The 25,730-nt window shown below is 72.0% G+C and carries 23 protein-coding genes; 8 read left to right on the top strand and 15 right to left on the bottom strand.

From position 1 onward, the window contains the following. Positions 1–18: 18 nt before the first annotated feature. The 8 genes from OG928_RS41755 to OG928_RS41720 form a co-directional block, all read right to left on the bottom strand. Complete coding sequence (locus OG928_RS41755) at positions 19–219, bottom strand: DUF6229 family protein (protein ID WP_331767235.1); 201 nt, start codon at positions 217–219, stop codon at positions 19–21. Positions 220–569: 350 nt separating this feature from the next. Continuing rightward, positions 570–1,061: a DUF1203 domain-containing protein gene (locus tag OG928_RS41750; protein WP_331767234.1), complete on the bottom strand. Its 492-nt coding sequence runs from the start codon at positions 1,059–1,061 to the stop codon at positions 570–572. Between the two features lie 88 nt (positions 1,062–1,149). Beyond that, a complete protein-coding gene (locus OG928_RS41745) occupies positions 1,150–1,779 on the bottom strand; it encodes a hypothetical protein (RefSeq protein WP_406291702.1) in 630 nt (209 codons plus the stop codon). Between the two features lie 71 nt (positions 1,780–1,850). Beyond that, positions 1,851–3,992: a hypothetical protein gene (locus OG928_RS41740; RefSeq protein WP_406291700.1), complete on the bottom strand. Its 2,142-nt coding sequence runs from the start codon at positions 3,990–3,992 to the stop codon at positions 1,851–1,853. A gap of 191 nt (positions 3,993–4,183) precedes the next feature. Then, positions 4,184–4,969, bottom strand: a complete 786-nt coding sequence (locus tag OG928_RS41735; RefSeq protein ID WP_331767231.1) for a hypothetical protein — start codon at positions 4,967–4,969, stop codon at positions 4,184–4,186. A gap of 104 nt (positions 4,970–5,073) precedes the next feature. After that, positions 5,074–5,754: a Crp/Fnr family transcriptional regulator gene (locus tag OG928_RS41730; protein ID WP_406291698.1), complete on the bottom strand. Its 681-nt coding sequence runs from the start codon at positions 5,752–5,754 to the stop codon at positions 5,074–5,076. Positions 5,755–5,775: 21 nt separating this feature from the next. After that, on the bottom strand, positions 5,776–6,273 hold the full coding sequence (locus OG928_RS41725) for a Pycsar system effector family protein (protein WP_331767230.1): 498 nt from the start codon (positions 6,271–6,273) through the stop codon (positions 5,776–5,778). Positions 6,274–6,480: 207 nt separating this feature from the next. After that, entirely contained in the window at positions 6,481–7,875 is a 1,395-nt protein-coding gene (locus OG928_RS41720) for a hypothetical protein (RefSeq protein WP_331767229.1), read from the bottom strand. Between the two features lie 156 nt (positions 7,876–8,031). On the opposite strand from OG928_RS41720, the gene OG928_RS41715 reads away from it, so the two are divergent. From OG928_RS41715 to OG928_RS41690, 6 genes are all read left to right on the top strand, one after another. Beyond that, positions 8,032–9,021: an aldo/keto reductase gene (locus OG928_RS41715; RefSeq protein ID WP_331768298.1), complete on the top strand. Its 990-nt coding sequence runs from the start codon at positions 8,032–8,034 to the stop codon at positions 9,019–9,021. A gap of 133 nt (positions 9,022–9,154) precedes the next feature. Then, positions 9,155–9,844 (top strand): helix-turn-helix domain-containing protein, encoded by a 690-nt coding sequence (locus OG928_RS41710; protein WP_331767228.1) that lies wholly within the window; start codon positions 9,155–9,157, stop codon positions 9,842–9,844. Between the two features lie 211 nt (positions 9,845–10,055). Continuing rightward, positions 10,056–11,588 (top strand): MFS transporter, encoded by a 1,533-nt coding sequence (locus OG928_RS41705; protein WP_331767227.1) that lies wholly within the window; start codon positions 10,056–10,058, stop codon positions 11,586–11,588. Positions 11,589–11,819: 231 nt separating this feature from the next. Next, on the top strand, positions 11,820–13,475 hold the full coding sequence (locus tag OG928_RS41700; RefSeq protein ID WP_331767226.1) for a LuxR C-terminal-related transcriptional regulator: 1,656 nt from the start codon (positions 11,820–11,822) through the stop codon (positions 13,473–13,475). Positions 13,476–13,640: 165 nt separating this feature from the next. Further along, positions 13,641–15,026: an FAD-binding oxidoreductase gene (locus OG928_RS41695; RefSeq protein ID WP_331767225.1), complete on the top strand. Its 1,386-nt coding sequence runs from the start codon at positions 13,641–13,643 to the stop codon at positions 15,024–15,026. Between the two features lie 288 nt (positions 15,027–15,314). Continuing rightward, the gene (locus tag OG928_RS41690; protein WP_331767224.1) at positions 15,315–15,938 is read left to right on the top strand and encodes a hypothetical protein; all 624 of its coding nucleotides are present in this window, start codon (positions 15,315–15,317) and stop codon (positions 15,936–15,938) included. Positions 15,939–16,184: 246 nt separating this feature from the next. Here OG928_RS41690 and OG928_RS41685 read toward each other — a convergent pair whose 3' ends face one another. The 7 genes from OG928_RS41685 to OG928_RS41655 all read right to left on the bottom strand — a co-directional run bounded on the left by OG928_RS41685 (position 16,185) and on the right by OG928_RS41655 (position 23,699). Beyond that, a complete protein-coding gene (locus tag OG928_RS41685; RefSeq protein WP_331767223.1) occupies positions 16,185–16,979 on the bottom strand; it encodes an SDR family oxidoreductase in 795 nt (264 codons plus the stop codon). A gap of 192 nt (positions 16,980–17,171) precedes the next feature. Further along, a complete protein-coding gene (locus OG928_RS41680) occupies positions 17,172–18,206 on the bottom strand; it encodes an LLM class flavin-dependent oxidoreductase (protein ID WP_331767222.1) in 1,035 nt (344 codons plus the stop codon). A gap of 105 nt (positions 18,207–18,311) precedes the next feature. Beyond that, the gene (locus OG928_RS41675; RefSeq protein WP_331767221.1) at positions 18,312–18,956 is read right to left on the bottom strand and encodes a response regulator transcription factor; all 645 of its coding nucleotides are present in this window, start codon (positions 18,954–18,956) and stop codon (positions 18,312–18,314) included. Next, on the bottom strand, positions 18,947–20,125 hold the full coding sequence (locus tag OG928_RS41670) for a histidine kinase (RefSeq protein ID WP_331767220.1): 1,179 nt from the start codon (positions 20,123–20,125) through the stop codon (positions 18,947–18,949). The genes OG928_RS41675 and OG928_RS41670 overlap by 10 nt, the downstream gene beginning before the upstream one ends. Before the next feature lie 174 nt (positions 20,126–20,299). Beyond that, positions 20,300–21,412 (bottom strand): ABC transporter permease, encoded by a 1,113-nt coding sequence (locus tag OG928_RS41665; RefSeq protein ID WP_331768297.1) that lies wholly within the window; start codon positions 21,410–21,412, stop codon positions 20,300–20,302. A gap of 80 nt (positions 21,413–21,492) precedes the next feature. Further along, positions 21,493–22,854, bottom strand: a complete 1,362-nt coding sequence (locus OG928_RS41660) for an ABC transporter permease (protein WP_331768296.1) — start codon at positions 22,852–22,854, stop codon at positions 21,493–21,495. 2 nt (positions 22,855–22,856) lie between these two features. Continuing rightward, entirely contained in the window at positions 22,857–23,699 is an 843-nt protein-coding gene (locus OG928_RS41655; RefSeq protein ID WP_331767219.1) for an ABC transporter ATP-binding protein, read from the bottom strand. 288 nt (positions 23,700–23,987) lie between these two features. On the opposite strand from OG928_RS41655, the gene OG928_RS41650 reads away from it, so the two are divergent. Together OG928_RS41650 and OG928_RS41645 are read left to right on the top strand one after the other, a co-directional pair. Continuing rightward, positions 23,988–24,686, top strand: a complete 699-nt coding sequence (locus tag OG928_RS41650) for a hypothetical protein (protein WP_331767218.1) — start codon at positions 23,988–23,990, stop codon at positions 24,684–24,686. Positions 24,687–24,758: 72 nt separating this feature from the next. Then, a complete protein-coding gene (locus OG928_RS41645) occupies positions 24,759–25,676 on the top strand; it encodes a Gfo/Idh/MocA family oxidoreductase (protein ID WP_331767217.1) in 918 nt (305 codons plus the stop codon). The last annotated feature ends 54 nt before the right edge of the window (positions 25,677–25,730 follow it).

Raw genomic sequence — 25,730 nt, 5'->3', positions numbered from 1 at the left:
CGTCGGTGTGTGCGTGCGTCAGCAGCAGGGGCGTGTGCGCGAACCCGAACACGCGGTGCCGCACGTCAGTGCGGCCACGTCGATCTCGGTGAGGCCCCGTTCGGTCGCGGATCCACCGATGTACAGCGGACCTGCGGGACTTTCCGCGCCCTCGGCCGTTTCGGCGCCGGAGCGCCAAGCGTCGACAGCGTCCCTGGAGGCATTCGATGCGGTGCGCATGGCGATACCTTTCCGCCGATGCCTGTACGTCCGACGGTGTGCGCCGGGCCTACCGGTCACCGACCATTGACTGGGGAACTACGGAGCGTTCAACGTAGCGCCACAGTGGGTCGGGCAACAGAGGAATCCGGGCTTCCGTTCCGGGCCGAACTCCGGTCGCCTCCAAGGTCGTTCGGCGCCCCGGGAAACCGGCCGCCGGGGCGGCGGAAAGCCGGCGTCGAAAGGCCGCTCAGGAGGCGTCGAAGAGGGCACTGACCGACTCGCCGTTGTGGGGCCGCCGCCGGCGACGCCGACCTCGAACCGGCCCGGTCCCGCCGCCGGCCGCGGCGGCGGGCCGCGCGGTCGGTTCGTCAGGTCGGTCGAGTGATCCTGAGCATGTAGCAGCCGTAAACGACGTTGCGGCTGTGGATCTGTACGACGTCGGGGTCCGCGAGCATGGCCGCGAGCGTCGCCTCGGGAGTCTCGGGAGTATTGCCCTCGTGTACGCGGCTGGCGTCGTGGATACGGCCTTGGGCGTCGTAGGCGCGGAAGACCTGGGTGCGGTCGCTCCACTGGGACGGGTATCCGTCGTCCTCGGGGCCCGGGCACGGTTCGGCGTGCGCGAAGACGGGGCCGATCTCGCGGTACAGGCTTGCCGGGAGCGGCGGTTCGTACCCGAACAGGATGATCGCCTCGGCCGGTTCGGCGTTGCGCAGGCAGCAGCGCAGGGGTTCGCCGCCGGTCGAGGTCCGGTGCTCGACGGGGTGCCCGGAAACGTCCACCCCGTCGGTTCGGACCGCGTCGAGGACCTCGGCGGGGATCGGTCGGACGATGAACGTACGGGCTTGCGTGGTGGTGGTCATCCCGCAAGCCTGCGCGGATCCGGTTCGACCTGCCGGCGGCTATCGGACACGGCGTTCGCCGACCGTACCCGTGCCGACTCGCGTGCGGCTATTCCGGCAATTTGGCCACGATGGATTCCCAACCCATCTGTTGCAGGACGATGCGCGTGGTCTCGACGAACTGCTTCTGCCGCCCGGGCTCGGCGTCGAGATGCTCGATGACCTCCGCCAGGACGTGGGCGATGTGCACGGCTCTGGACTGGGTGTCGCCGGCCGCGCCGATCGAGGGCAGGACCTTCTCGTTGAACTCGCCCCAGGACAGCCGGGAAGCCTCTCCCTGGTGGCGATCGAGCCACCAGGTGCGCGCCGTTCCCGGATCGCCGAACACCACCTCTCGAAGGTAGGCAAGGCGCGCCCGATCGACGTCGTGCCGCAGCCGTTCGGCGCGCAGCCTGTCGTCGTAGTCCTGCGCACGAACCCGATCCTCCGGTCCGAGCGTCAGGGTGACACGCGCCTTGATCCGCAGCCGAGGATCAGCCTCGCACTGTGCCCATCCGCCGACGGCCAAGGCGAGTTCATCCTGGGCGACATGGACGCGCGCCGGCGCATGACGGGAGGTGATCGCGCGGGCCGTGCGGTCCAGTGCCAGCCGAGCGGCGGCCCGCGCCGCGGCCCGTCCCTTCCGGCGGAGGTCGTCCGTGGGCTGAACAAGCATTCTGCCCGTGGCGGTGAATCGCACACCGGGTAGTTCGGACGGCCAGGTACAGGCGATGCGCGCACGGAGGTGACGCCCGGGAAGGAGGTGCATGCCTACCGCGCCCGCCGCTCACTGTCGTGCCGGTTGCGAACGATGGCATCTTCGAGGACTTGGCCCCAGAAGGTTCCGACGAGGTCGACGCCACGGGCGAAGAACCGATTCAGACTGCTGCGGTATACGGCCGGCGCGAAGACGTCGGCGAACACGTCGATGAGCAAACCCTGCGGCATGATGTCCCGCTGTGCGAGATCGCCCCATCTGTCCAGTTCGGCATTTGTCGCGTCCCTGGCGTCGTCCCCCTCCAGGAGCCGCTGCCAGGCTCGAACAAAGCGCCGCCTGCTGTCGTCGGCGTTGACGCTCCGGAGGAGGAAGGCGGCGCCCTCGTCGCTCGAAGCGAGGGCGAGGAAGACGACCAGCCCTTGGCGCGGCAACTTCTCATCGTCGAGCCAGGCGCCCACGGCCGCCCCGACCTCGTCGGGACGCTCCGACACCAGTCGGCGAAAGGCGTCAGTGACGGAGCGAGCCCCGAAGGGGCTTTGTCCGGCGGCCCAGCGAAGCCGCGTAAGCGCGATCTCGGGCTTGACCAAGCCCAATTGCCCGCCGCAGATCTCCGTGACGAGCTTGATCGTCTCCTCCGACGAGGTGGTCTTCGCCCACAGATAGAGGCGATTTCTTACGAACGCGCCGATCTGCGGATCGAGCGCTGCGGTGGTGAGGGCTGCCACGGCCAGCGGGCGGCGCCGACCGGCCAGATTCTTGCCGATCTCGTCCAGAATCCCGCCGTCTCGTCCGGCGGTCGCCAGTTGGACGAGCGCGGTGGTGACGCGCTGAGCGTCCTCCTCGGGAATCGCCGGGTCGGCGGCCACGGACACGGCCCACGAACGCAGGAGGTTCAACTGAGTGGGGAACTCCTCCCATAGGTTCTGCAGGATGGCTGCTGCCAGGTCGTGCTTGTCCTCCGCGTGAAAGGCGTGACCACCTCGATCAGTGAGGTGCGCGGCATCCAACCGTCGCGACGAGGTGGCGTCCGCGAGCACCTCTCCCGGAGTACGGGAAACAGCCAGTCTCTCCAGCAGTGCGTCTGCGGCCCTGAGAATCGAACGGGACTGTCCGCCATGCAGCAGGGCGCCGGCCCACATCGTGGCCCGCATGGACAGCAGGCTCGGCTCCCCTGATCCGCTCGGTACCTTGTTCAGGAGTACTTGGATGTGCTCCTGCCAGCCCCGGAACTCGTCGACGATCGTGGCCAGGTTGCCCTCCTTCGCGTCGACGACGATGCGAGCAAGGCGCCGAGCCTCCTGGGCCGACGGGTTGGATTCCCAGATCTGTTCGAAGGCGGAATCCGCGAGCCAATCCACGCGATCGAACGCCGAGCGCGCTTCCAGTTCCTTGGCCACGAGTTGCCAGGCGTCGGGCGATGACAGTCCGACCGTGAAGTCGAGAGTCGGCTCCACCCAAGCGCCCCGCCACGCCTGCGGGGCCGCAAGGATGACGAGGAAGCTGCCCCTGTCGAGTCCTTCGCGGCCATAATCGACCAGGCCCCGCCCGAAACGACCATCCGGCTCTTCCCCGGCGAACTCCGACAGGTCGAGCACGTAGCCCTCCCCCGCCGCCGTGGGAAGTCGCTCGACATCCGGCTTGGACCACTCGGGTTCGAGGTCGAAAAGTGCCGGCGCTCGGGAGTCGGTTCCCATGGCTTCTTGCAGGAGCCTCAGAGCCGCCGTACGGCGTCCGTTCCCGGGCGCGGCGCTGAGGATCACGACACCATGGGTGGCCAGTAGCCGCCTTGCCGCCTCCAGTTGCCCCGGAACTCGCGGCGCGAGGAACCGGTGCTCCGCGCACGCTTCGAGATCGGCGGCGGGTACTGGCACCGGCCTGACGAAGTCACCCTTCCAGTAGTTGGTGACGCGCTGATTCACGGCAAGGTTGTTGTTCGGCCCCGACGCGTTGAAGGTCACGTGCACGGGTTGCTCCGACACATCGCCTCCATGCGCACCCGGGACGACCGGCCCAGGGTCGACGCCCCCGGGCTCGCCATCGGTCACCTCCGGAACCACGTGCTCGGGCACCTCCGCGACGACCGCCGGATGGGTCGGGATTGGGGGAATGTCCCGGCTCGGCGAAGGCGGCACCAGCCACTCTTCGCCCTCGCCACCGTGGGGGGCCTCGTGGCCGCCGGTCGACGTATCGCCCACCGGGCCGCTCTCACCGGTGTCCCTCGGCTGTGGCCCGAGTCGCCCCGGCCCACCTACCCAACGCGAGCGGTTTCGTGGCAGGCGCCACCGGTCCCCGTCCCGGAACGGGGCGTCGGCATTCGGTTCGGTCTCCTGATACGCCTCGCGGAAGCTCCCGTCATCCGAAGGACCGTGCTCGCCAGGGTCGTTCGTCACCGCTGCCCTCCGAAGGTGTTGTGGATCGTCTGGTCGACGCCGAAAGTGCCGTGGTCGCCGTGATTGTTGAAGGTCACGCCGGGCGAGACGGCCTTCGCGGCCTCCGGAGCAGTGGTCGGCTGCGGGGTCCCCGCAGCGGGCACGCCGTCGGGAGTCTCGAAGATGGCCGGGTCGGCCAACCCCCAGTCCAGCCCCGGTACATGCAGCCAGGCCGGCTGCTCGAAGGTCTTGACCTTCACGAGCCGACGCGCGAACTGGCCGGCCACCGTCTCGCCGGTCGCGCAGCCGCTGTCGAACACGTCCTCGTACGCCCGCTGGGAGATGATCACCGCCGTGTTGGTGACCTCGGGGTTCGCTCGCGCCAGCAGGCTCCGGAGCGCCTGGTCGTCCAGCAGTCGGTGGGTGTGCACCATCGGGACACCCAGTCCGCTGTTGGGCAGCGGGCCGACGTGGATGCTGACCCGAAGCTGCAACGGGGGCTGACCGGGATGCTCCTTGCGCCGCGCCGACAGGGCCTCCCGCAGCGCGTCCGGGAAGCATCCGACCAGGCCCGGAAGCACCTCGGGGTCCAGCCCGGCGACGTAGCCGTCACCGGTGTGCTGCCCGAACATCCGCCGTTCCCAACGGCCGCTCAGCCCGATCGTGGTCAGTGCGCGGGCCAGCAGTTGCTGGATGTCCGCGTTCACCTGCTGCATCACCTTGCCGGTGTGGGCGCTGAAGTTTCGGGCGTCCACCGCCAGGACCGCTCGATACGGCCACAGTTGTTCCCAGGAGGGCGTCATCTTCGTTCCCCTTGTCCGCGTTGCCCGAGTGGCTACGTCGGCTACTTTTCTGGAGTCCGGCGAGCGGAACCGTCCAGGATTGGCCGGTCCGGTCGTGAGGGGCCTCACACGCCGCCCGAGGCGGGCTCCCCGGACCCGCCGGCGGCGATGTCGAGGCGGGCGGGATCCCGCACGATCACGTGGCCCCGGCCGAGCGTGAGGACGCCCGCCGCCTGCAGCCCGCTCAACACGGGCACCGCCGACGACCTGCTCATCGCCGCCATCGCGGCCAACTCCTCGCGAGGCATCCCCAGTTCCACCAGCACGCCGTCCTCCACCGGACGGCCGATTTCCTTGGTGAGGTGCGCCAGGATGCGCGCTATCCGAGCCGGCGGAGCCAATCGGACGAAGTCGGCGCGCAGTCGTTCGTTTTCCTGCATCCGATCCACCGCGAGTCGATAGACCTCGCTCGACAGCCGATGCCGGTCGAGATAACCCCGGAAGGCATGGGCCGGGAGAACGTGGCCGACACAGGCGGAGACCGCCTTTACCGTCGCCGAACGTCGGCGATCCAGGATCGCCCCCATTTCACCCAGGACTTCACCCGGGCCGCGGAGGGTCAGCGTGAGCGTTTCCCCATTCTCCGCGACCTGTATCACTTTGACGATTCCCTCGGTCAAGGCGATGACCGAGCCGGCCGATTCTCCCTGGCGCAGCACATGGGCACCGCGTCGATACGATCTCCGTCGCCCACGGGCGACGAGATCCTGCCATGCCGCTGCCGGCACGATGTCGCGAAAATTCACTCCGCCCCCTTCGGCGGCCCGCTACCGGACGGCCGCTGCCAGGCCCAGCGTCACCGACCCGGCCACGGCCAAGACGAGCGACCACTGCACTCTCCGGTGCTTGGACCAGGCAATCTCGCTCATCACGATCAACTGCCGGGACAGTGCCGGGAGTAGGTCCTTGTCCCGCAGGGCGGTCTCCAGCTCGTTCGGATCCCACGTGCGCAAGTGACCGAAATACAAGAAGTCGTCATCCACGGCCGGGCCGCGCCGCTCCTTGCGGAGATTCGGCGAGATCGCCACCGCGGCACACGCGGCGCCGCAGGCCAAAAGACCGGCACCCACCCATAAGAGGGGCCGGGCCGCACCGGAGCCGAGGTCTCGGAATCCCTGCCCCGACCCTGCCAACACCCCGAGAACCGCCAGGATCGTCGATTGCAGTGTCAGCGCGAACGACGCCTTGATATCCGCTTTTCCGGTCCAATCCGCGAGCGCGCCATGTACTTTCCAAGCCGCCTCCACCGGATCTGCCGCCACCATCCCCCCTCGTCGATCGACAGGGGTGCGCCATCCGGCGTGTGATTACGCCACGTTCTCCTCCCCCGGGAGCCGCATTCCACAGTAGTGGGCGGGGCCGGCACGGGCGGCGAACTCGGGTAATCCCGAGAAGGGATGGCCAGGACAATGCCCGGGCCGGCCGAAAGCGATACGGCCGCGCCCGTTACGCCGCCGGGCGGCGGGCGCCGGTCAGGGGAGCGCGCACCAGCCGCGGCGGTAGGAGGTCCAGTCGGTGTCGGTGGCGGCGAAATCGACGTAGAGGGCCACGCCGAAGGTGTGGCGGTTCAGGGCGTGGCGGGTCTGGGCCAGGCGGACACCGCGTACCGCCGCCGCGACCGTTTCGGCCGAGCCGCGGTGACCCCAGGTGTCGGCGTAGTAGGCGGGCAGGCCCATCAGGAGGTCGACGTTCTTCGGGGTCGCCTCCAGGGCGAGGGTGGCCTGCTGGGCGACGTAGCCGCCGTACAGGGATTCCAGCGGCATCGCGGTGTCGTAGGACATCACCGCGATCTGGTCGACCCGTCGCGCGACCTGGCCGAAGTAGCGCTGCGACCACCACTTGGGGTGGTCGGCCAGCGCCTGCGGCACGGTGTGCAGGGCCGGCAGCGGGTCGATCTGCGCGGCGGCCACCGACAGCGGGACGCCGCGCGCGGTGGTCAGTTCGTGGGTGCGGTCGAGCAGGGTCAGGAAGTCGGCGTCCCCGGACCAGACCGGCTCCAGGTCGAAGTGCACGCCCTCGAAACCCGCGTCGAGAACCTGGCGCGCCGAGGCGGTGACGCTCTCCCGGACCTGGGGCCGGTTCAGCCGCAGCCCGGCCCCGCCGTGCGACACGATGTCGCCGAGCCAGGCCTGCACACGGACGCCCGGCAGTTCGCGGTGGACCGCGTCGACCAGTTGCCGGGCCTGCGGGTGAGCGGTGGCCGGCAGTGTCCCGTCGTGCTCCAGGGGGCCGGCGTGGACGTACAGGTCCCGGATGCCGGTGCCGCGGATCCGTTGCGCGAGCGCGGCCAGCTCGGCCGGGCCCTTGCGGCCGTCCACCCACGCGTGGCCGAGCCAGATCGCGTCCCGCCCGCGGGTACGCGCCTGCGCCGACGGATCGCCCGCGTATTCGAGGCGCAGCGCCAGCGCGGCGGAGCCGATCGGGACGAGGGGGAGGGCCAACAGGACCAGCCCGATCACGGTGACGCGCCGAAGTCGGCTCCAGGCCCGCCACCTTCGGCGCAGCCGGCCGCGGCGGGACGGGGTCGCGGGGGGCTGCGCAGGGTCGTCGTCGGGGTCGGGACCGAGGCCGACGCCGGGGTCCGCGTCGGCATCGAGAACGCGGTCGGGCTCGGTGACGGGGGCGAGGTCGGGCTCGGAGTCAGCCGAAGTGGTCGGTGCGTTGGGGTTCGGGGTCGACTCGGCTATTCGACTCGGCCCCGCGCTCGGCTCCGCGCCCGGCCCCGCGCTCGGGTTTGCATTCGGTTCGGCCTTCGGGCTCGGTTCGGCGATCGGGATCGTCCCCCTGTGTCGTCGTCTTCGGGGTGACCATCCGGCCGGCTGCCCGCGCAGCAGTATGCCGGTCTCGCCGCCGCGTGGGAGGAGCACACCCGCCGGCTCGCGGCGAGCCGCTGAGGGACGGGCGGTTCCGCGCCGCCCGCGCCGGGCAGCGGCATGCACATGACTTCCCCCACGAATACCACAAACACCACAAACACCACGGCCACCACTGGCAGCACCGGCGGCACCGGCGGCACGACCGAGATGCCGTACACCCGACTGGGCCGCACCGGCCTCACCGTCAGCCGGCTCGTCCTGGGCACGATGAACTTCGGCGCGATCACCGACGAGCAGGACAGCGGCGAGATCATGGACGCCGCGCTGGACGCCGGCATCAACTTCTTCGACACCGCGGACGTCTACGGCCACGATCGACAACGTGACTGGGGCACCAAGGGCGCGACGGAGGAGATCGTCGGCCGCTGGCTCGGCCGCGCCGGCCACCGCGACAAGGTGGTGCTGGCCACCAAGGTCTACGGCAACTGGGGCGACTGGCCCAACTCCGGCGGACTCAGCGCCCGACACATCCGCACCGCGTGCGAGGACAGCCTGCGCCGGCTCGGCACCGACCACATCGACCTCTACCAGATGCACCACATCGACCGGCGGGTCCCATGGGAGGAGATCTGGCAGGCGATGGACCTGCTGGTCGCGCAGGGCAAGGTGCTGTACGTCGGGTCCTCGAACTTCGCCGGCTGGCACATCGCCCGCGCCCAGGAGGCGGCGGCGCGCCGTTCGTCACTCGGGTTGGTCGCCGAGCAGTGCCTGTACAACCTCGCGCAGCGCGCCGCCGAGGCCGAGGTGCTGCCGGCCGCGCAGGCGTACGGCCTCGGCGTCATCACGTGGTCGCCGCTGTACGGCGGACTGCTCGGCGGCGTGTTGGCGAAGGAGCGCGCGGGCGATCGACACCGTTCCGCCACGGGCCGCGCCGCGTCCGAGTTGGCCCGGCGGCGCGAGCAGATCCAGGCGTACGAGCAGTTGTGCGCCGAGCTCGGTACGCCGCCGGGCGACGTCGCGCTCGCGTGGCTGCTCACCCGCCCGGAGGTGACCGCCCCGATCGTCGGCCCGCGTACGCGCGCACAGCTGGACGCGGCGCTGCGCGCGGTGCGGGTCGAGCTGGAAGACGCCACACTCGCCGAGCTCGACCGTCTTTTCCCTGGTCAGGGGGCCGCTCCCGAGTCGTTCGCCTGGTGATTCCCAACTGTGACCCAGGTCACAGGAATCATCGAAATATCCGGGGACTTCCTGTCCGTTTAACCGAGCGAACGAACAATCGGGGAATCACTCCCCGGTTACGCATCGGGCACCGACAGGAAGGAGCCGGATCATGGGCAGCACCGTCACCGTCACCGACGTCGTCGAGGACCGCGGCCCGCGGCTTCGTGCGGACGCCCGACGCAACCGGGAGCGGATCATCGCCGCCGCGCGCGAGATGTTCGTCGAGCACGGCGCCGAGGCGCGGTTCGACGAGGTGGCGCGACGCGCCGGCGTGGGCAACGCGACCCTGTACCGGCACTTCGCCGACCGCGCCGAGCTCGCCCACCACGTGGTGGTCTCCGTCCTGGAACGGGTCACCGAGCAGGGCGAGCTCGCGGCGGCCGAGGAGCCGGAGGCCTTCACCGCACTGCGGCGCTTCGCGCACGGCGCGGTGAAGGAGCGGATCGGGGCGCTGTGCACCCTGATGTCCGACACCGTCGACAAGGCCGATCCCGAGCTGGTCGCGGCCCGCGCGCGGTTGGAGAACCTCGTCGAGACGCTCATGGAGCGCTCTCGGACCGAGGGCGTACTCCGCGCGGACGTCGGCTCGGGGGATCTGCTGTTGGCGATCACCCAGCTCACCCGGCCGCTGCCGGGCGTCGGCTGCATGGCCAACGACAGGTTCGTGCACCGGCACCTCGACGTGCTGCTCGACGGTCTGCGGTCGACCGACCCCAGCCCACTGTCCGGCGCCCCCGTGACGATCCGGGACCTCGACCACCTGGCACACGAGGGCGAGGCCCCGAAACCCCGGCGCTGACGCGCCACGACTCCCCTCACTTTTCCCTTTCACTTCCCGCGTCCTTCGCCACCGCGACAGCGGTGGGACCCCCCGAGCCATCAACGGCGCCGTGCGTTCCATCCGCACGTCCGTGACCGCCTGAACGCTGAACGCCGCTGCGGGCGCCGGCCCGCACCGTCCACCCACGCGACGCTCAAACCGTCGCGCGCACCCCCAAGTGAGTACCCCCATGCCCGGAACCGCACCGCCCGCGACCACCGCCCCCGACAGCAGGCGCTGGAAAGCGCTGATCTTCATCGCGATCGCCCAGTTGATGGTCGTGCTCGACGGCACCATCGTGAACATCGCCCTGCCGTCCGCCCAGACCGACCTGGGCATCTCCGACGGCAACCGCCAGTGGGTGATCACCGCCTACGCGCTGGCCTTCGGTGGACTGCTGCTCTTCGGCGGCCGGATCGCCGACCTGTGGGGTCGACGCCGTACCTTCATCGTCGGCCTGATCGGCTTCGCCGCGGCCTCGGCCCTCGGCGGCATAGCCACCAGCACCGGCCTGCTGCTCGGGGCCCGGGCGCTCCAGGGCGTGTTCGGCGCGCTGCTCGCGCCGTCGGCCCTCTCGCTGCTCGCGGTGATGTTCACCGACTCCAAGGAGCGCGCCAAGGCGTTCGGCATCTTCGGCGCGATCGCCGGTGGTGGCGGCGCGGTCGGCCTGATCCTGGGCGGCGTGCTCACCGAGTACCTGAACTGGCGCTGGACGTTCTTCGTCAACATCCCGTTCGCCGCCGTCGCCGCCGCCGGTGCCGTCCTGGTCGTCCGCGAGCCCGCCGGCACCCGCAACCGTTCGCCGCTGGACATCCCCGGCGTGCTGCTGTCCTCCATCGGCCTGGGCACCCTGGTGTACGCGTTCACCCGCGCCGAGAGCCACGGTTGGACCTCGGGCAGCACGCTGGGCCTGTTCGTCGCAGCCGCCGTTCTGCTCGCGTCGTTCGTCTTCGTCGAGAGCCGGGTCAAGTCGCCGCTGCTGCCGCTGCGCGTGATCGCCGACCGCAACCGCGCCGGCATCTACCTCTCGCTCGGTCTCGCGATCATCGCGATGTTCGGCATGTTCCTGTTCCTCACCTACTACCTCCAGATCGTCAAGGACTTCTCGCCGGTCATGACCGGCCTGGCGTTCCTCCCGATGATCGCGGGCATGATCACCGGCTCGACCCAGATCGGCGCGCGGCTGATGACCCGGGTCCCGGCCCGGCTGCTGATGGGCCCGGGCTTCCTGACCGCCGGGCTGGGCATGCTGCTGCTCACCCAAATCGAGGTCGGCAGCTCCTACGTCGGCCTGATCCTGCCGGCGCAGATCCTGCTCGGACTGGGCATGGGTACCGCGTTCATGCCGGCCATGAGCCTGGCCACGTACGGCGTCCAGCCGCGTGACGCGGGTGTCGCCTCGGCGATGATCAACACGTCGCAGCAGGTCGGCGGGGCGATCGGCACGGCGCTCCTGAACACCATCGCGGCGAGCGCCACCACCGCCTACGTCGCGTCGCACGCCGCGGCCTCCGCGGGCGCCGAACAGCTGCGCATGCAGGCCATGGTGCACGGCTACGCGACCGCCATCTGGTGGGCCGTCGGCATCCTCGCCCTCGCCGCGACGATCGCGTTCACGTTCATCACCGTCGGCCACGGCGACAGCACGCTGGTCGCCGGCAGCGACAAGGCGAACGCGGACACCGACGCCGACGAGGTCCCGATCCCGGTGCTCGTGCACTGATTCCTCGTCCGCCCGGACACCGAAGGGTCCCATCGCCGAATGCGGTGGGACCCCTGGCGTTCCCGACACCGTGTTTGGCGCCCAAGCCCGCCGGCCGCCTGGGGCCCGTCTGAGCATGCGCTCGGCGCCGGGGTAACCCGTACTGCCACGCGGGGACGGCGCCGGCGGGCGCTCGTAGGCTGGAGGAAGGAGGAGGGCACACCAGGCAGGGGCAGGAGAAGGGAGCTGCTCGTGGTGGATCGGGTCTCGGAGGTCTCCCGGGCGCGCGAATCGGCCGCGCGGGAGGCGTGGGATGACGCGTACGCCTTGCTACGCACGCTCGACGCCGCCGACCTCACGCCCGACGACCTCGATGCCCTTGCCGACGCGGCGTGGTGGAACTGCCGCCCGCAGGAGTCGGTCGAGGCGCGGCTGAAGGCGTACGCCGGGTATGCAGCCCAAGGGAACGCCCGGCGGGCCGGCTACACCGCGTGGATGCTGTTCTACGACTACCAGGACGCCGGGAAGAGCGCGGTCGCGGCGGGATGGCTCCAGCGCGCGCGGCGGCACCTCGGCAGCGAGCCCGAGTGCGTTGAGCAGTGCTATCTCGCCTGGAGCGACGCGGAGGCCGCGCGCGACCGCGGCGCGTTGGAGGATGCGTGGGAGGCGGCCCGCCGGATGACCGCGATCGGGCGGCGCTGCGGCAACCCCGACCTGGCCGCCATGGGTCTTCAGGTGCAAGGCGGCGTGCTGCTGGATCAGGGGCGGGTCACCGAAGGTCTCGCCCTGCTCGACGACGCCATGTGCTCGGTGATGGCCGGCGAACTCAGCGCGATGTTCACGGGCTGGATCTACTGCCAGGCGCTGCAGAAGTGCATGAGCGCGGCCCAGCTGGAACGGGCCGCGCAATGGACGGAAGCGGCGATGGCCTGGAGCGGTGCATTGCACGACGGGAACCCGTTCCGCGGGTTGTGCCGCGTGCACTGGGCGGAGGTGCTCCTGCTGGGTGGCTCCTGGACGCGCGCGGCCGCGGAAGCCGAACTGGCGTCCGAGGAGCTGCTTGCCACCGACCCGCGGATCGCGGGTGAGGCGTGCTACCTGGCCGGGGAACTGCACCGGCGCCGTGGCGAGCCGAATGCCGCCGAGGCCGCCTTCGAGCGGGCACACGCTCTCGGGTACGACCCGCAGCCCGGCCTCGCGCTGCTGTGTCTGGCACGCGGCGAGGCCGAGTCGTCCGCCGCGGCGTTGCGGCTGGCGCTGGCCGGGGACGAGGGTGGCCACTGGCGCGACAGCGTCCGGCGGTCGTGGCTGTTGGCGGCCCAGGTCGAGATCGCGCTCGCGGTCGGCCGGGTCGACGCGGCCCGGGCGGCGGCCGAGGACCTGGCCGCGGTCGCCGCCCGTCCGCCGGGGTCCGAGTTCGCGCTGCTGCACGCCCTTGCGGGTACGGCGCGCGGCGCGGTGGCTTTCGCCGAGCGAGACATCGACGCGGCTGTGCCGGTGTTGCGACAGGCGTGCGACCTGTGGATCGCGCTCGGCGTCCCGTACGAGGCGGCGCAGACCCGCATGACGCTCGCGGCGGCCAAGCGCGCGGCGCGCGACAGCGAGGGCGCCCGGCTGGAACTGCGCACCGCCGAAGCGGTGTTCGACCGTCTCGGTGCCGTGCCCGACGCCCGCCGCGCGGCGGCCCTGCTGGGCGAGGACCGCGGCCGCCTGCCGGGCGAGCTCACGCAGCGCGAGGTCGAGGTGTTGCGCCTGGTCGCGGCCGGCCTGACCAACCGCTGTATCGCCGCCGAGCTGGTCATCAGCGAGCACACCGTCGCCCGGCACCTGAACAACATCTTCGTCAAGCTCGACGTGTCCTCACGCGCCGCGGCCACCGCGTTCGCCTTCACGCACGGCCTGGCCTGATCTCCGCATGGGCGGATCGGCCCATCGGCGAGCGGAAGCTTGGGCGGTTTCGGCGATGCCCGGGCGCGGCGCAAGTGCCTATGACGGATACGTGGCCGTCCCGCGGCACCGCGCCGCGGGAGGGCACCGGATCGGCCCGACGACGCAAGAAAGCCGGTGGTTGTCATGACCACGTACCCGTCCGTACTGGACGACAAGGAGCTGGACCGGCTGCGGGGCGCCACACACGGCGACATCGTCCTGCCCGAGGACCCCGGGTACGACCGGGCGCGCCGCGTCTACAACGCCATGCACGACCGCCGCCCCGCGGTCGTCGTCCGGGCCGCCGACGTGGCGGACGTCATCGCGGCCGTCGACTTCGCCCGCGAGCAGGACCTACTGCTCGCGGTACGCGGCGGCAGCCACGCGGCGGCCGGATACGGGACATGCGACGGCGGGCTCGTCCTGGACCTGGGCGGGATGCGCAGCATCCGCGTCGATCCCGAACGGCGCAGCGCGCGAGCCGAGGGCGGCTGCACATGGGCGGACTTCAACCACGCCACTCACGCCTTCGGGCTGGCCACCACCGGCGGCATCGTCTCCTCGACCGGCGTAGGCGGTCTGACGCTCGGTGGCGGGATGGGCCATCTGACCCGCCGCTGCGGGCTGAGCTGCGACAACCTGCTCTCGGCCGATGTGGTTACCGCCGACGGCAGCCTGCGCAGGTGCAGCGGCGATGCCGACCCCGACCTGTTCTGGGCGATCCGCGGAGGCGGCGGCAACTTCGGTGTCGCGACATCCCTGGAGTATCGCCTGCATCCGGTGGACGACATCCTCGGTGGCCCCACCTTCTACCCGCTCGACGGCGAAGTCGGCCGCCGCTACCGCGAGTTGATTGCCGACGCCCCCGACGAACTCAACGCGCTCCTCATCGTCGCGCTCGGCCCGCCCGTGCCGTTCCTACCCGAGCCCTGGCATGGACGGCCGCTGACCGCCGTCCTGACCTGCTGGAGCGGGCCCGCCGACGAGGACGACAAGGTCCGCGGCATGCTCAATGGACTCGGCCCGGTCGTCGGCCAGTTTCTGGACCGCATCCCTTACCCGGTGATCAACACGCTGTTCGACGAAATGCTGCCCGCCGGGCTGTATCACTACTGGAAGGGCAACTTCAGCCGTGATCTGTCCGACGAGGCGATCGGTGTCCATCTGGAGTACGCGCCCACGATCCCCTCGTTGGAGACCGCGACGCTCGTGTTCCCGATCGACGGCGCGGCCGGGCGCGTGGGCCCCGGCGACACCGCGTTCGCCTACCGCGACGCCGCGTTCTCGACCGGCATCGGCCCCAGCTTCCGGAACCGGTCCGACATCGAGCCCAACATGGCTTGGTGCCGCGCGTATTCGGACGCACTGCGGCCCCACGTCGAGGAGGCCGGCTACGTCAACTTCCTCGACGCCGACGACCAGGACCGCGTCCGGTCGAACTACCGACAGAACTACGACCGCCTGAGCGCCGTCAAACGTCGCTACGACCCGGGCAACCTGTTCCGGTTGAACCAGAACATCACCCCGTGAGCGGACCGCGGCATGCCCTCTCTGCCGGGACCTTTGTCCCGGATCCGGCGGTGCGCGTGCGCTGACGGTGGTGGTCGGCCCTCCTGAACCATTTGATCCGTAGGCCCGGCCGGTACGGACCACGGACGGATGCCTGGCACCGACCGGACGCCGACGTGCGGGCGGACTCGGCCTCCGGGCACCCGGATGGGCCACCCGTGTTGCCGATCTCGGCGGCTCGGCCTGCGATGGAGGGGCAAACCCCCGGCCGGACCGACGCCGGTGCCACTCCCAGGACAGGAATACACCATGCAGGAAACGCTGTACGTCCGCACCACATACGCAACCGGCGACCCCGCCAAGATCGAGAGCGCGCTCGACGCACTCCGCCGCGAAGCCCCCGCCCTGCTCGCCCGGAACCCTGGCTATCGTCGCTACGGGCTGTTCGCCGATCGCGAGCTCGGCAAGATCCAGATGGGTTCGTGGTGGGAAAGCGCAAACGCCCGGTCGGAAAGCGACAGGCAGCTGCGTGAGCGCCGGGCCGAGCTGCTGGCACCCTTCGCCGACACCGTGACCGTCGACGACTGGGAGGCAGTGGCGTTCACCCCGGCCTTCCAAGTGACCGACGACGCCTATATGCGCATGGGCCGACTGGAGTTCAAGCCGTCGGACGCCGAGTCGCTCGTACAGACCTTCCGAGACATGGGCCTGCCCAACCTGGAGGCCATCGACGGGCTCGAAGGCGCAGTGTTCTTCATCGATCGCGCGCAGGGACGGGCGGCCGTCGGTGCGCTCCTCCGGGACCGCGCGGCCCTGCTCTCCACCCGAGGCCCGCAGTCGACGGTCCGCGGTGAAAGCCTCAAGAAGGCCGGCGTCACCCTGCGCAGCATCGAGGAGTTCCAAGTGGTTCTCTTGGACGGCCAACGCGCCTGACCGCGCCGGCGCAACACTGACATGCCGACCCCCGAGGACCTGCTGCCGACGCATTCACGCGCCGGTACGTCACCGCTGCGCCACTACCCGAGCCTGCCGCGCATGGGGCCTGGATCGAGCGGTTCGCGGAAGGCGCCGAGCACGCCGTAGGGGTCGACCGGTCCGCCGGCCGCGCGCCGCGCCGAGGCGGCCTGCGCGTTGCTCCCGACGCCGTGCCGGCCGGCAACGCGGCGCCGGCCAAGCGGTTCAGGGCAGGATCGAGTCCACGTAGCCGCCGTCCACGCGCAGCGCCCCGCCGGTGGTGGCCGAGGCGAACGGCGAACTGAGGTAGACGACCATGTGGGCGATCTCCTCGGGCTCGATCAGCCGCTGGATCAGCGACTGCGGCCGGTACACGCGCATGAACTCGCGCTGCGCCCGGTCCCACGGCAGGGCGCGGTCCACCAGTTCGTAGACGAAGTCCTCGATGCCGCCGGTGTGGGTGGGCCCGGCGATCACCGCGTTGACGGTGACCCCGCTGCCGGCCGCCTCCTTCGCGAACCCCCGCGACACCGCGAGCAGCGCCGTCTTGGACATGCCGTAGTGGATCATCTCCGCCGGGATGGCGATGGCCGAGTCGCTCGTGATGTTCAGGACGCGCCCCCACGCGCGTTCGCGCATGCCGGGCAGGTAGCCGCGGGTCATCCGCACCGCCGTCAGCACGTTCACCTCGAAGTACCGTCGCCACTCCGCGTCGTCGATGTCGAGCGCGGGTCGGGCGCCGAAGATGCCGAGGTTGTTCACCAGGATGTCCACGTGCGGCACGGCGTCCAGGACCCGCGCGGCACCCTCGTCGGTCGAGATGTCGCCCGGCGCCGGGAGGAAGCCGGCCTCGGGCACCTCGCGGCCCAGCCGCGCCACCGCCGCGTCGACCGATTCCCGGCCGCGCCCGTTGATCGCGACCCGCGCCCCGGCCCGGGCCAGCCCCACCGCGATGGCCGCCCCGATGCCCTGGGTGGATCCGGTGACCAAGGCGGTCCTACCGGTGAGATCGATCAGCACGATACGAGCCCTTCATACGCGTACGCATACGCATACGCCATACGTCATTTCCGACGAATTACCCTGCCGAGCCCAGTAGACCACCCGAGCCGGTGCCATCGGGCGACCCCGCGCCGTCCGCCGCCGGCCGGCCGATGGCGGCGGTGCGTCCCACCCGTTCGGCGTACCCGTATCCCTGCCCGTGCCTGGCCCTCAGCCGAAGGCCGGGATCACCTCGCGGCCGAACAGGCGGATCATCTCGGCCAGTTCGTCGTACGAGCCGCGCGTGGACACCGCGCTGTCCCCGGCCGGCAGCCCCGCGCCGAACGCCGCGTGCACGTGGTCGCAGCCGGTCGACTCGCGGTAGCGGCCGACCTGCGCGACGACGTCCTCGGGCGCGCCCCAGAGCAGCCGGTCGTGGGCGATCTCCTCGGCGGGGACGTCCTCCCCGGCGTCGAGTCGTCGGAAGAGGTCCTTCTCGGTGTCGTCCTCCGCCGACTCGCGCCAGTGCGCCAGGAGGCCGTCCACGTACGCGGGCAGCACCTCCTCGGCCACGCTGCGCCGGTCCTTGCCGACCCAGGCGTAGCGGCGAAGCACCCAGTCGGGGCGTTTGTCGTGGGCCGCGCACGCCGCGCGGTACACGGCCAGGCACGCCTGCGCCTTGGCCAGCGACTGGACCGGCCCGCACAGCCACGCGTCGCCGAGCCGGGCGGCGCGCTCGACCGCGGTGTCCGCGACGCCGGCCACCCACAGCGGGATGTGCTCCTGCACCGGGCGCGGGTGCACGGTCAGTTCGGGGAAGCTGTGGAAGCGGCCTTGATACTGGACGTTCTCGCGGCTCCACACCAGCCGGAGGATCTGTAGCGCCTCCTCCATCCGTGCGCCCCGGGTGCGGAACTCCGAACCGTGCGCCTGATACTCCAGCGGCCACCAGCCCAAGCCGACGCCGAGGCTGACCCGGCCGCCGGAGATCTCGTCGATCGTGGCGACCTGTTCGGCCACCCGCAGCGGATTGTGCACCGGGAGCTGGAAGATGCCGGTGCCCACGCGCAGCGTGTCGGTGCGGGCCGCGACCGCCGCGAGCAGGGTGAGCGGATCGCTCATGTTGCCGGGCATGAAGTGGTGGTGGCCGATGGTCGCGGTGTCGAAGCCAGCCTCCTCCGCGATCCGGGCCAGCGCGAACGTGCGGTGGTACGGCTGGGCGTGACCGGGATCGCGGAGTACGGGCAGCGACATGGAGAACTTCATGCGGCCGGAAGCTAGCAGCGTCCTCGCGAGCACTCCAGGGGCATCCGGCTCAGGTGTCCGGCTCAGGTGTCCGGCTTACGCATCCGGCTCGGGGCGCGTCGCCGGTCAGGAGCCGAGGTAGCGCAGGATCGCGAGGACGCGGCGACTGTAGCCGGTGACGTGCGACAGGTCGAGCTTGTCGAAGATCGCGTTGACGTGTTTCTCCACCGCGCTCTGGGACACGTGCAACGCCTGTGCGATCGCCGCGTTCGTGCGGCCCTCGGCCATGTGGGCGAGCACCTCGCGCTCGCGCGGGCTGAGCCGGTCCAGCGGGTCGGCGTGGCTGGTCCGGGCGAGCAGTTGACGGACCACCTCCGGGTCGAATGCCGCGCCGCCGGCGGCGACCCGCTCCAGCGCGTCCAGGAAGTCGTCGACGTGCGCGACCCGGTCCTTGAGCAGGTAGCCGACCGCCGCGCCGTCCTGGGTCAACAGCTCGACCGCGTAGCGCTTCTCGATGTACTGGGACAACACCAGGACGCCCATCCCCGGGAAGCGCCCGCGGACCTCGAGGGCGGCCCGCAGGCCCTCGTCGGTGTGCGTCGGCGGCATCCGCACGTCGACCACCACGACGTCCGGGCGGTGTTCGGCGACCGCCGCGACCATGGCGTCGCCGTCGGCCACACCCGCGACCACGTCGTGCCCCTCGTCGGCGAGCAGTCGGGCCAGGCCCTCCCGGAGCAGGGCCGAGTCGTCGGCCAGGACTATCCGCACGGGACCTCCGCGGTGATCGTGGTGGGGCCGCCGACGGGGCTGTCGACACGCAGGGTTCCGTCCAGCGCGGCGATCCGGCGGGCCAGCCCGGACAGGCCGCCGCCGCCGGCGTCCGCGCCGCCGATGCCGTCGTCGACGATCCGCACGCGCAGCGCGTCCGCGTCGACGCGGTCGGAGACGGTCACCGTGACCGCGTCGGCCCGCGCGTGCTTGACGGTGTTGGTGACGGCCTCGGCGACCACGAAGTAGACGGCGGTGGCCACGATCGGCGCGGGTTCGGTGCGCACGTCGTAGTCGAGCCCGACCGGCACCGCCGCCCGCTCGGAGATGGTCTCCAGGACCGCGCGCAGGCCGCCGTCGTCCAGGCCGGTGGGATGGATCCGCCACGCGACCTCGCGCAGGTCGGTCAGCGCCTGCTGGGCCTGTTCGTGCGCCTGGCGCAGCAGTTCGTCGGTGCGTGCCGGGTCGGTGCCGCGGCGGGCCCGGCCCAGCAGCATGCCCAGGGCGACCAGGCGTTGCTGGACCCCGTCGTGCAGGTCGCGTTCGATCCGCCGGCGCTCCTCGTGCACCGCCTCGACGACACCCGCCCGGCTGGTGGCGAGTTCGTCGACCCTGCGGCGCAGCACCTCGCTCGGGTCGGGGCCGAGCAGCCGCCGGGCCAGCGCCCGGTCGGTCTCCGCGAGGCCGCTCAGGCCGCGCACCGCGAGGTAGAGCAGGGCCAGGCCGGGCAGGACCAGGATCAGCACGTCGGCGGTGGTGGTGTTCGAGCTGCCCGAGAGCCACGCGGCCACCATCACCGCGGCCACCCCGACGCCGCAGAGCGTGAGTGCCAGCACCGCTCCGCCGAGCAGGCCGACCGGCACGTGTGCCGCGAGGTAGCGCAGCGCTCGGCGGGTGCCGACCGAGGTCGGGAGGACCTGGCCGCGGTGCGCGAGGCGGCGGCGTTCGAGCCCGGTCAGGAACCGGGCGCCGGGCCCGAGCCGGCGCACCGCGGCGCGGTGCGGACGGGGCCGGCCGCCGGTGGCGTACAGCAGTCCGGCCCCGATGCCGACGCCGATCAGGAAGAGCAGTTCGAGCAGCGCCGTCAGCGTGCCCGCGAGCAGGATCGCGGCGGTGGTCGCGCCCGCGCGGACGACGGTCGGGACGCGGCGGCGGGTCGGGCCGGCCATGGCTGCCTCCTTGCGTCCGGTGCGGTGCGGTGCCGTTCGTTTCCGGTCGGGTGTCCGGTCGGGCCTGTCCGGTCCCGTTCACGTGCGGTCCCGTTCAAGTGCGGTCCCGTTTGCGTCCGGTCCCGTTTGCGTCCGGTCCCGTTCGTGTCCGGTCCCGTTCGTGTCTCGTCGGGTTCAGCCCGTGGCCGTCATCGCGCCGAGTATGTCGAGGCGGGCGGCCCGGCGGGCCGGGATCCACGCCGCGACCAGCCCCACCACGACCGCCCCCGCGAGCACGGCCGTGATCGTCGGCCACGGAACGGCGAGCGTATCGAGGCCCTTCGAGGCCAGCACCCGCTGGGTGACCACACCCCAGGCGAGCCCCGGCACGAGGCCGAGGAGCGCGCCGACGACGGCGATCACGACCGATTCGATCCGCACCATTCGCCGGATCTGCCGGCGGGTGACGCCCAGCGCGCGCAACAGCGCGAGTTCACGGGTGCGTTCGACCACCGACAGCGCGAGCGTGTTGACCACCCCGAGGATCGCCACCAGGATCGCGAGGGCGAGCAGCCCGTACACCAGGCCGAGCGCCAGGGCGACCGTGTCGTGCAGGGCCTGTCGGTAGCTCTCCCGGTCGCGGACCTTGGTCTGCGGGTAGGGGTCGAGGTTGGCGGTGAGCGCCCGGTACACCTCGGCCCGATCCGCGCCCGGTGCCGCGGTCGCGAAGTACACGTCGTCCAGCGGCACTTGGTCCGGAGGAAGGTTGGCGCGAACGACGTCCATGCCGATGTACGTGGCGCCCGAGGCGAAGATGTCCCCGCCGCGCACGATCCCGCCGACGCTCAGCCGGGTGGTCCCGCCACCGTGGAAGCGGACCCGGATCGGATCACCCAGCTCCAGCCGGTGGGCGTCGGCGAACGCCTCGGGCACGGTGATCGCGTCCTTGCCGGCCAAGGTCGACACGGCGTCGCCCGCCGTGAAGGTGAGCCGGAAGTCGTCGGTGAAGCGTGCGGTCGTGGCGGTCAGGTCGTGGTCCTCGTCGGTGCCGTGCTCGGTGATCAGGTCGGCGCGTACGGTCTTCTGCGCGGTGACGTGGTCCAGGCCCGGGGTCGCGCGCACGGCCTGTGCCACCTGTTCGGTCATCGGCCGAGAGGACAGCACGAAGTAGTCGGCGCTCATGGTGCGTTCGAGTTGACCGTCCACCGAGGTCACCAGCGAGGCGGCGACCAGGGACAGGCTGCTCACCAGCGCGAGGCCGATCATGAGCGCGGCGGCGGTCGCCCCGGTGCGGCGCGGGTCGCGGATCGCGTTGCCGCGCGCGAGCCGGCCGATCGGCCCGGAGCGGTCGGCGAAGAGCCGGCCCAGGGCTCGGACGGCCAGGACGCTCAGGGCGGGGCGCCGGCGACCGTGCCGACGAGGGTGAGCAGAATGCCCGCGCCGAGCAGCGACACGGACTCGGCGCGCGCCGCGAGGGCCAGGGCGAGCACGCCGAGCAGACCGGTCGTCGCCGCGATCCGGTTGCGGGCCCGCAACGAGCGCCGAGTGTCCGGGCCGGCGACGCGCAGCAGCGCGGCCATCGGCGACACGCGCCCGGCCCGGCGGGCCGGCAGGTAGGCGGCCGCGAGCGTGACCAGGACGCCCACCGCGTACGCCGCCGCGGGCGTCGACCACCGCACCGTCACCTCGGCCGCGGCGGAGGTGTCGCCGACCCGCCCGACCACCCGGGTGAGGCCGGCCGCGAGGGCCACCCCGGCGGTCAGGCCCAGGGTCGAGCCAATCCCGCCAAGCAGCACGGCCTCGCCCAGGATCAGCCGGTTCACCTGGCCGCGGCGGGCGCCCACGGCGCGCAGCAGTCCGCTCTGCCGGGTCCGCGCGGCGACCAGCATCGCGAACGTGTTGCCGATCAGGAAGACGCCGACCAGGACCGAGATCCCGGCGAAGCCGAGCATCGCGTAGGTGACGATGTCGAGCGAGGATCCGGCGGCGTCGCCGCGAGCGGCGGCCTCCTCGGCGCGGGTGCGGACGACGTAGGGGTCGGCCGCGTCGTGGAGTGCGCCGGCCACCCGCCGCTTGAGCGGTCCGTCGCCGACCCCGGGCCCGGCGGTGACCACGACGGACGTGAACACCGCCGGTGCGCCGAGGAGTCGACGCTGTGCGGTGGACGCCTCGACGAACACGTCCGCGTCCTGCGCCCCATCCGACCGGCGCTGCGCCACGCCCACGACGGTGACCTCGAAGGTGCCGGGCACCGCCTGGATCCGCAGCCGGTCGCCGATCCCGATCCCGCGCGCCTTCGCGGCGCGCGCGTCCAGGACCGCCTCCGCCGGGCCCGCCGGCGCACGGCCGGCGACCACGCGCGGCGCGGCCCCGGCACCGGGCGACCAGTCCGCCACCGTGACGCCCCGCGACCGCAGCGGCGCGCCGCGCCCGTCGAGGACGACCGTGTCGGGGACGTGCACGCGCCCGTACGCGGCCTGTACCCCCTCGGCCCGGGACACCACGTCGACCACGGCACCGGCCACGGTCGCGGGCAGCCCCGTGCCGTCCTGCCGGTCGCCGGCACCCTGCCGGGGTGTCACGGTGGCGTCCGCCGCCGACGCCGCGAACGACGCGCGCGTGGACGCCTCGACCGAGTCGCGAAAGACCAGCGTCCCGGCGACGAACGCGGTGCCGAGCGCGATGGCCACCAGGGCCAGGACCATGCGGGCCTTGTGCGCCGCGACGCCGCGCAGCGCGATCCGAAGCATCGTCACGGCCGCACCCCGCCCACGGTTCGCCCGGCGGCGACGGCGACATCGTCGGGGCGGGGGACGCGGCCGTCGAGGCGCTTCATCCGCTCGAACACCGCGTCCGCCGTCGGCCGCGCCAGGTCGTCGACGAGCCGGCCGTCGGCCAGGAACACCACCCGGTCCGCGTAGGCCGCCGCGCCGGGGTCGTGGGTGACCATGACGACGGTCTGCCCCCACGCGTCCACGCCGCGCCGCAGCAGGTCCAGGACCTCGGTCCGGGCCCGCGAGTCGAGGTTCCCGGTGGGTTCGTCAGCGAACACGATCTCCGGCCGGGACGCCAACGCCCGGGCGACGGCGACCCGTTGCTGTTGTCCGCCGGACAGCTCGGCGGGCCGATGCGCGAGCCGGCCGGCCAGGCCGGTGGCCTCGACGATCCGATCCAGGTGCGCGCGGTCGACCCGGCGGCCGGCGATCTCGATCGGGAGCGTGATGTTCTCCAGGGCGGTGAGCGTGGGCAGCAGGTTGAACGCCTGGAACACGAACCCCACACGGTCGCGCCGGAGTTCGGTCAGCGCGGTCTCGTCGAGGCCGGCCAGGTCGGTGCCGCCGAGCCACACGCTGCCGTGGGTGGCCGTGTCGAGGCCGGCCAGGCACTGCATGAGCGTCGACTTGCCCGAGCCGGACGGTCCCATGATCGCGGTGAAGGCGCCCCGCGCGATCTCCACGTCCACACCGGCCAACGCCGCGACCCGCACCGCGCCCGCGCCGTACTCCTTCACCAACCCCCGGGCCCGCGCGGCGATCGGCGACCCGTGATCGATGTCCTCGACGACGGCCCGCGTCCGCGTCCTGTTCCTCGGCATCCGCCGACCTCCTCGCTCGGGCCGGCGACGCCCCGTCCCGATCGGACGGGGTGCGCGTCCCCGGTACGAACAGCCTGCGAGATCCGCGGCGCCGCAGACATGGGGCGCGGCACCGACCTAACCTGTGGAAAACCACACCCCCGCGTGTGGTCGGCCGCAGCGCAGGCGGCCCGAGCGACCGGCGAGAAATCGGCGAGACCCGAGAAACTGGCGAGACCCGAGAAATCGGCGAGACCGGAGAGACCGGCAAGACCCGAGAGACCGGCGAGACCCGAGAAGGGGAAGCCCGTGCCACATTTCGGAATGCCGCGGAACGCCGCCGAACGACGGCGCAGGCGCCGGGCCACGATCGTCGTGGTGGTCACCGCGCTGATCGTGGCGGTCGTCGCGGTCCTGCTGCTCGGCTGGGACGACGACGGCGGAAGTCCGTCGCATGCGGCGGCGACATCGGCCGGACCGTCCGCCGCCGAGAGCGGACCCGGCACCAACGCTCCGTCCCCGGCGGAAAGCCGGACCGCGCCCGGCACGCGGACTCCTTCCGCCGCACCGGCGCCCTCCGCCGCCCCGACGCCCACCTTCGTGCCGACCCGCTCCCCGGCGGCGCCGGCGGAGGTCGAGGGCACGTGGGTCGACCGCCGGCGAACCGTGCTGCGGGTGGAATCCGCGCAGGGGCGGGTGACCTTCCGCGACGCCCCCACGTGCGGGCGACCGGAGGCCGTCGCCGGCGAACCCTGCGTGGATCCCACCACGTTCGAGGGCGGCCGGCCGACCGTGCTCCGGCTGGAACTGTCGGTCCTGGACGGCGCCGTGGTCGCGCGCGTCGGCGAGAGCGACAATCCGGCCATCCCGGTGGGGACCATGTTCTCGCTGTCGGTGGTCGGCGAACACGTCCGGTTCGTCATCCCGCGGGTCCGGCCACCGGCGCTGGTCTTCGACCTGTGCAGGGTCGCGCCCGACGCGGGGCCGAACGTCGGGTGCGGCAAGTAGGCGAACACGGCACGAGCGTCACGGCCTCGGGTCGCGGCGATCGGCACGGGTACGCTCGGCCGGCACAGTGTCGTGAGCGAGGCGGGACCGGAGGCGATGACGGTGGTCGAGCGGGTCGCGGTGGGGTTGGTGGGGGCCGGGCCCTGGGCCGAGCAGGTGCACGCGCCGGTGTTCGCCGCCGGGCCGGAGACACGGTTGGCGGCGGTGTGGGCGCGGCGGGCCGAGGCGGGCGAGGCGCTGGCGGCGCGGCACGGGGCCGCGTGGTGTGCGAGCTTCGACGAACTTCTCGACCGATGCGAGGCCGTGGTCTTCGCGATCGCCCCGGAGGCGCAGCCCGCGCTGGCCGAACGGGCGGCGCGGGCGGGCAAGCCCGTCCTGTTGGAGAAGCCGATCGCCGACGACCTCGACGCCGCGCGCCGGCTGGCCGAGGTCGTCGAGGCGGCGGGAGTCGGCTCGATGGTCACGCTCAGCGCGCGATACGCCCCGCGGGTACGGGAGTTCCTCGCGGACGCCGCGAGTGCCGGGGCCGGGACGCCGTGGCGGGGCGGCCGGTTGACGTGTGTCAACGACGCGTTCCTGGGCGGGCCGTTCGCGGCCTCGCCCTGGCGGCAGGCGCGGGGGGCGATCCTCGACGTCGGCCCGCACGCGTTCGACCTGCTGAGCGTCGCGTTGGGCGACATCGTGGCCCTGCGCGCGGACTCACCCGGGGCGGGATGGACGGTGTCGCAGCTCGTGCACGCGAGTGGGGCGGTGTCGCAGGTGGTGCTGTGCGGTACCGCCGAGGGCGGGCATCGCTATGGCCTGGAGTTGTACGGGTCGGCCGGATCCGTGGACCTGGACCTGTCCACGGCGATCGACGGCTCGGCGTTCGCCGCGCTGCGGTCCGAGTTCGCGGGGATGGTTCGCCTTGGCGGCGGGCACGCGTGCGATGTTCGGCGCGGGCTGTACCTCCAGGAGGTCATCGCCGAGGCCGAGGCGCAGCTCGCCTAAGGGCGCCCTCAAGCGCCGAACGGGCCGGTTGGCCTCAATCGCCGGCCGGGCTCG

Origin of the sequence: Embleya sp. NBC_00896 (genome assembly GCF_045207785.1) — a bacterium.
GTDB lineage: Bacteria > Actinomycetota > Actinomycetes > Streptomycetales > Streptomycetaceae > Embleya.
Note: the sequence above shows the minus strand (reverse complement) of the source record. Positions and strands in the feature narration are given on the sequence as shown.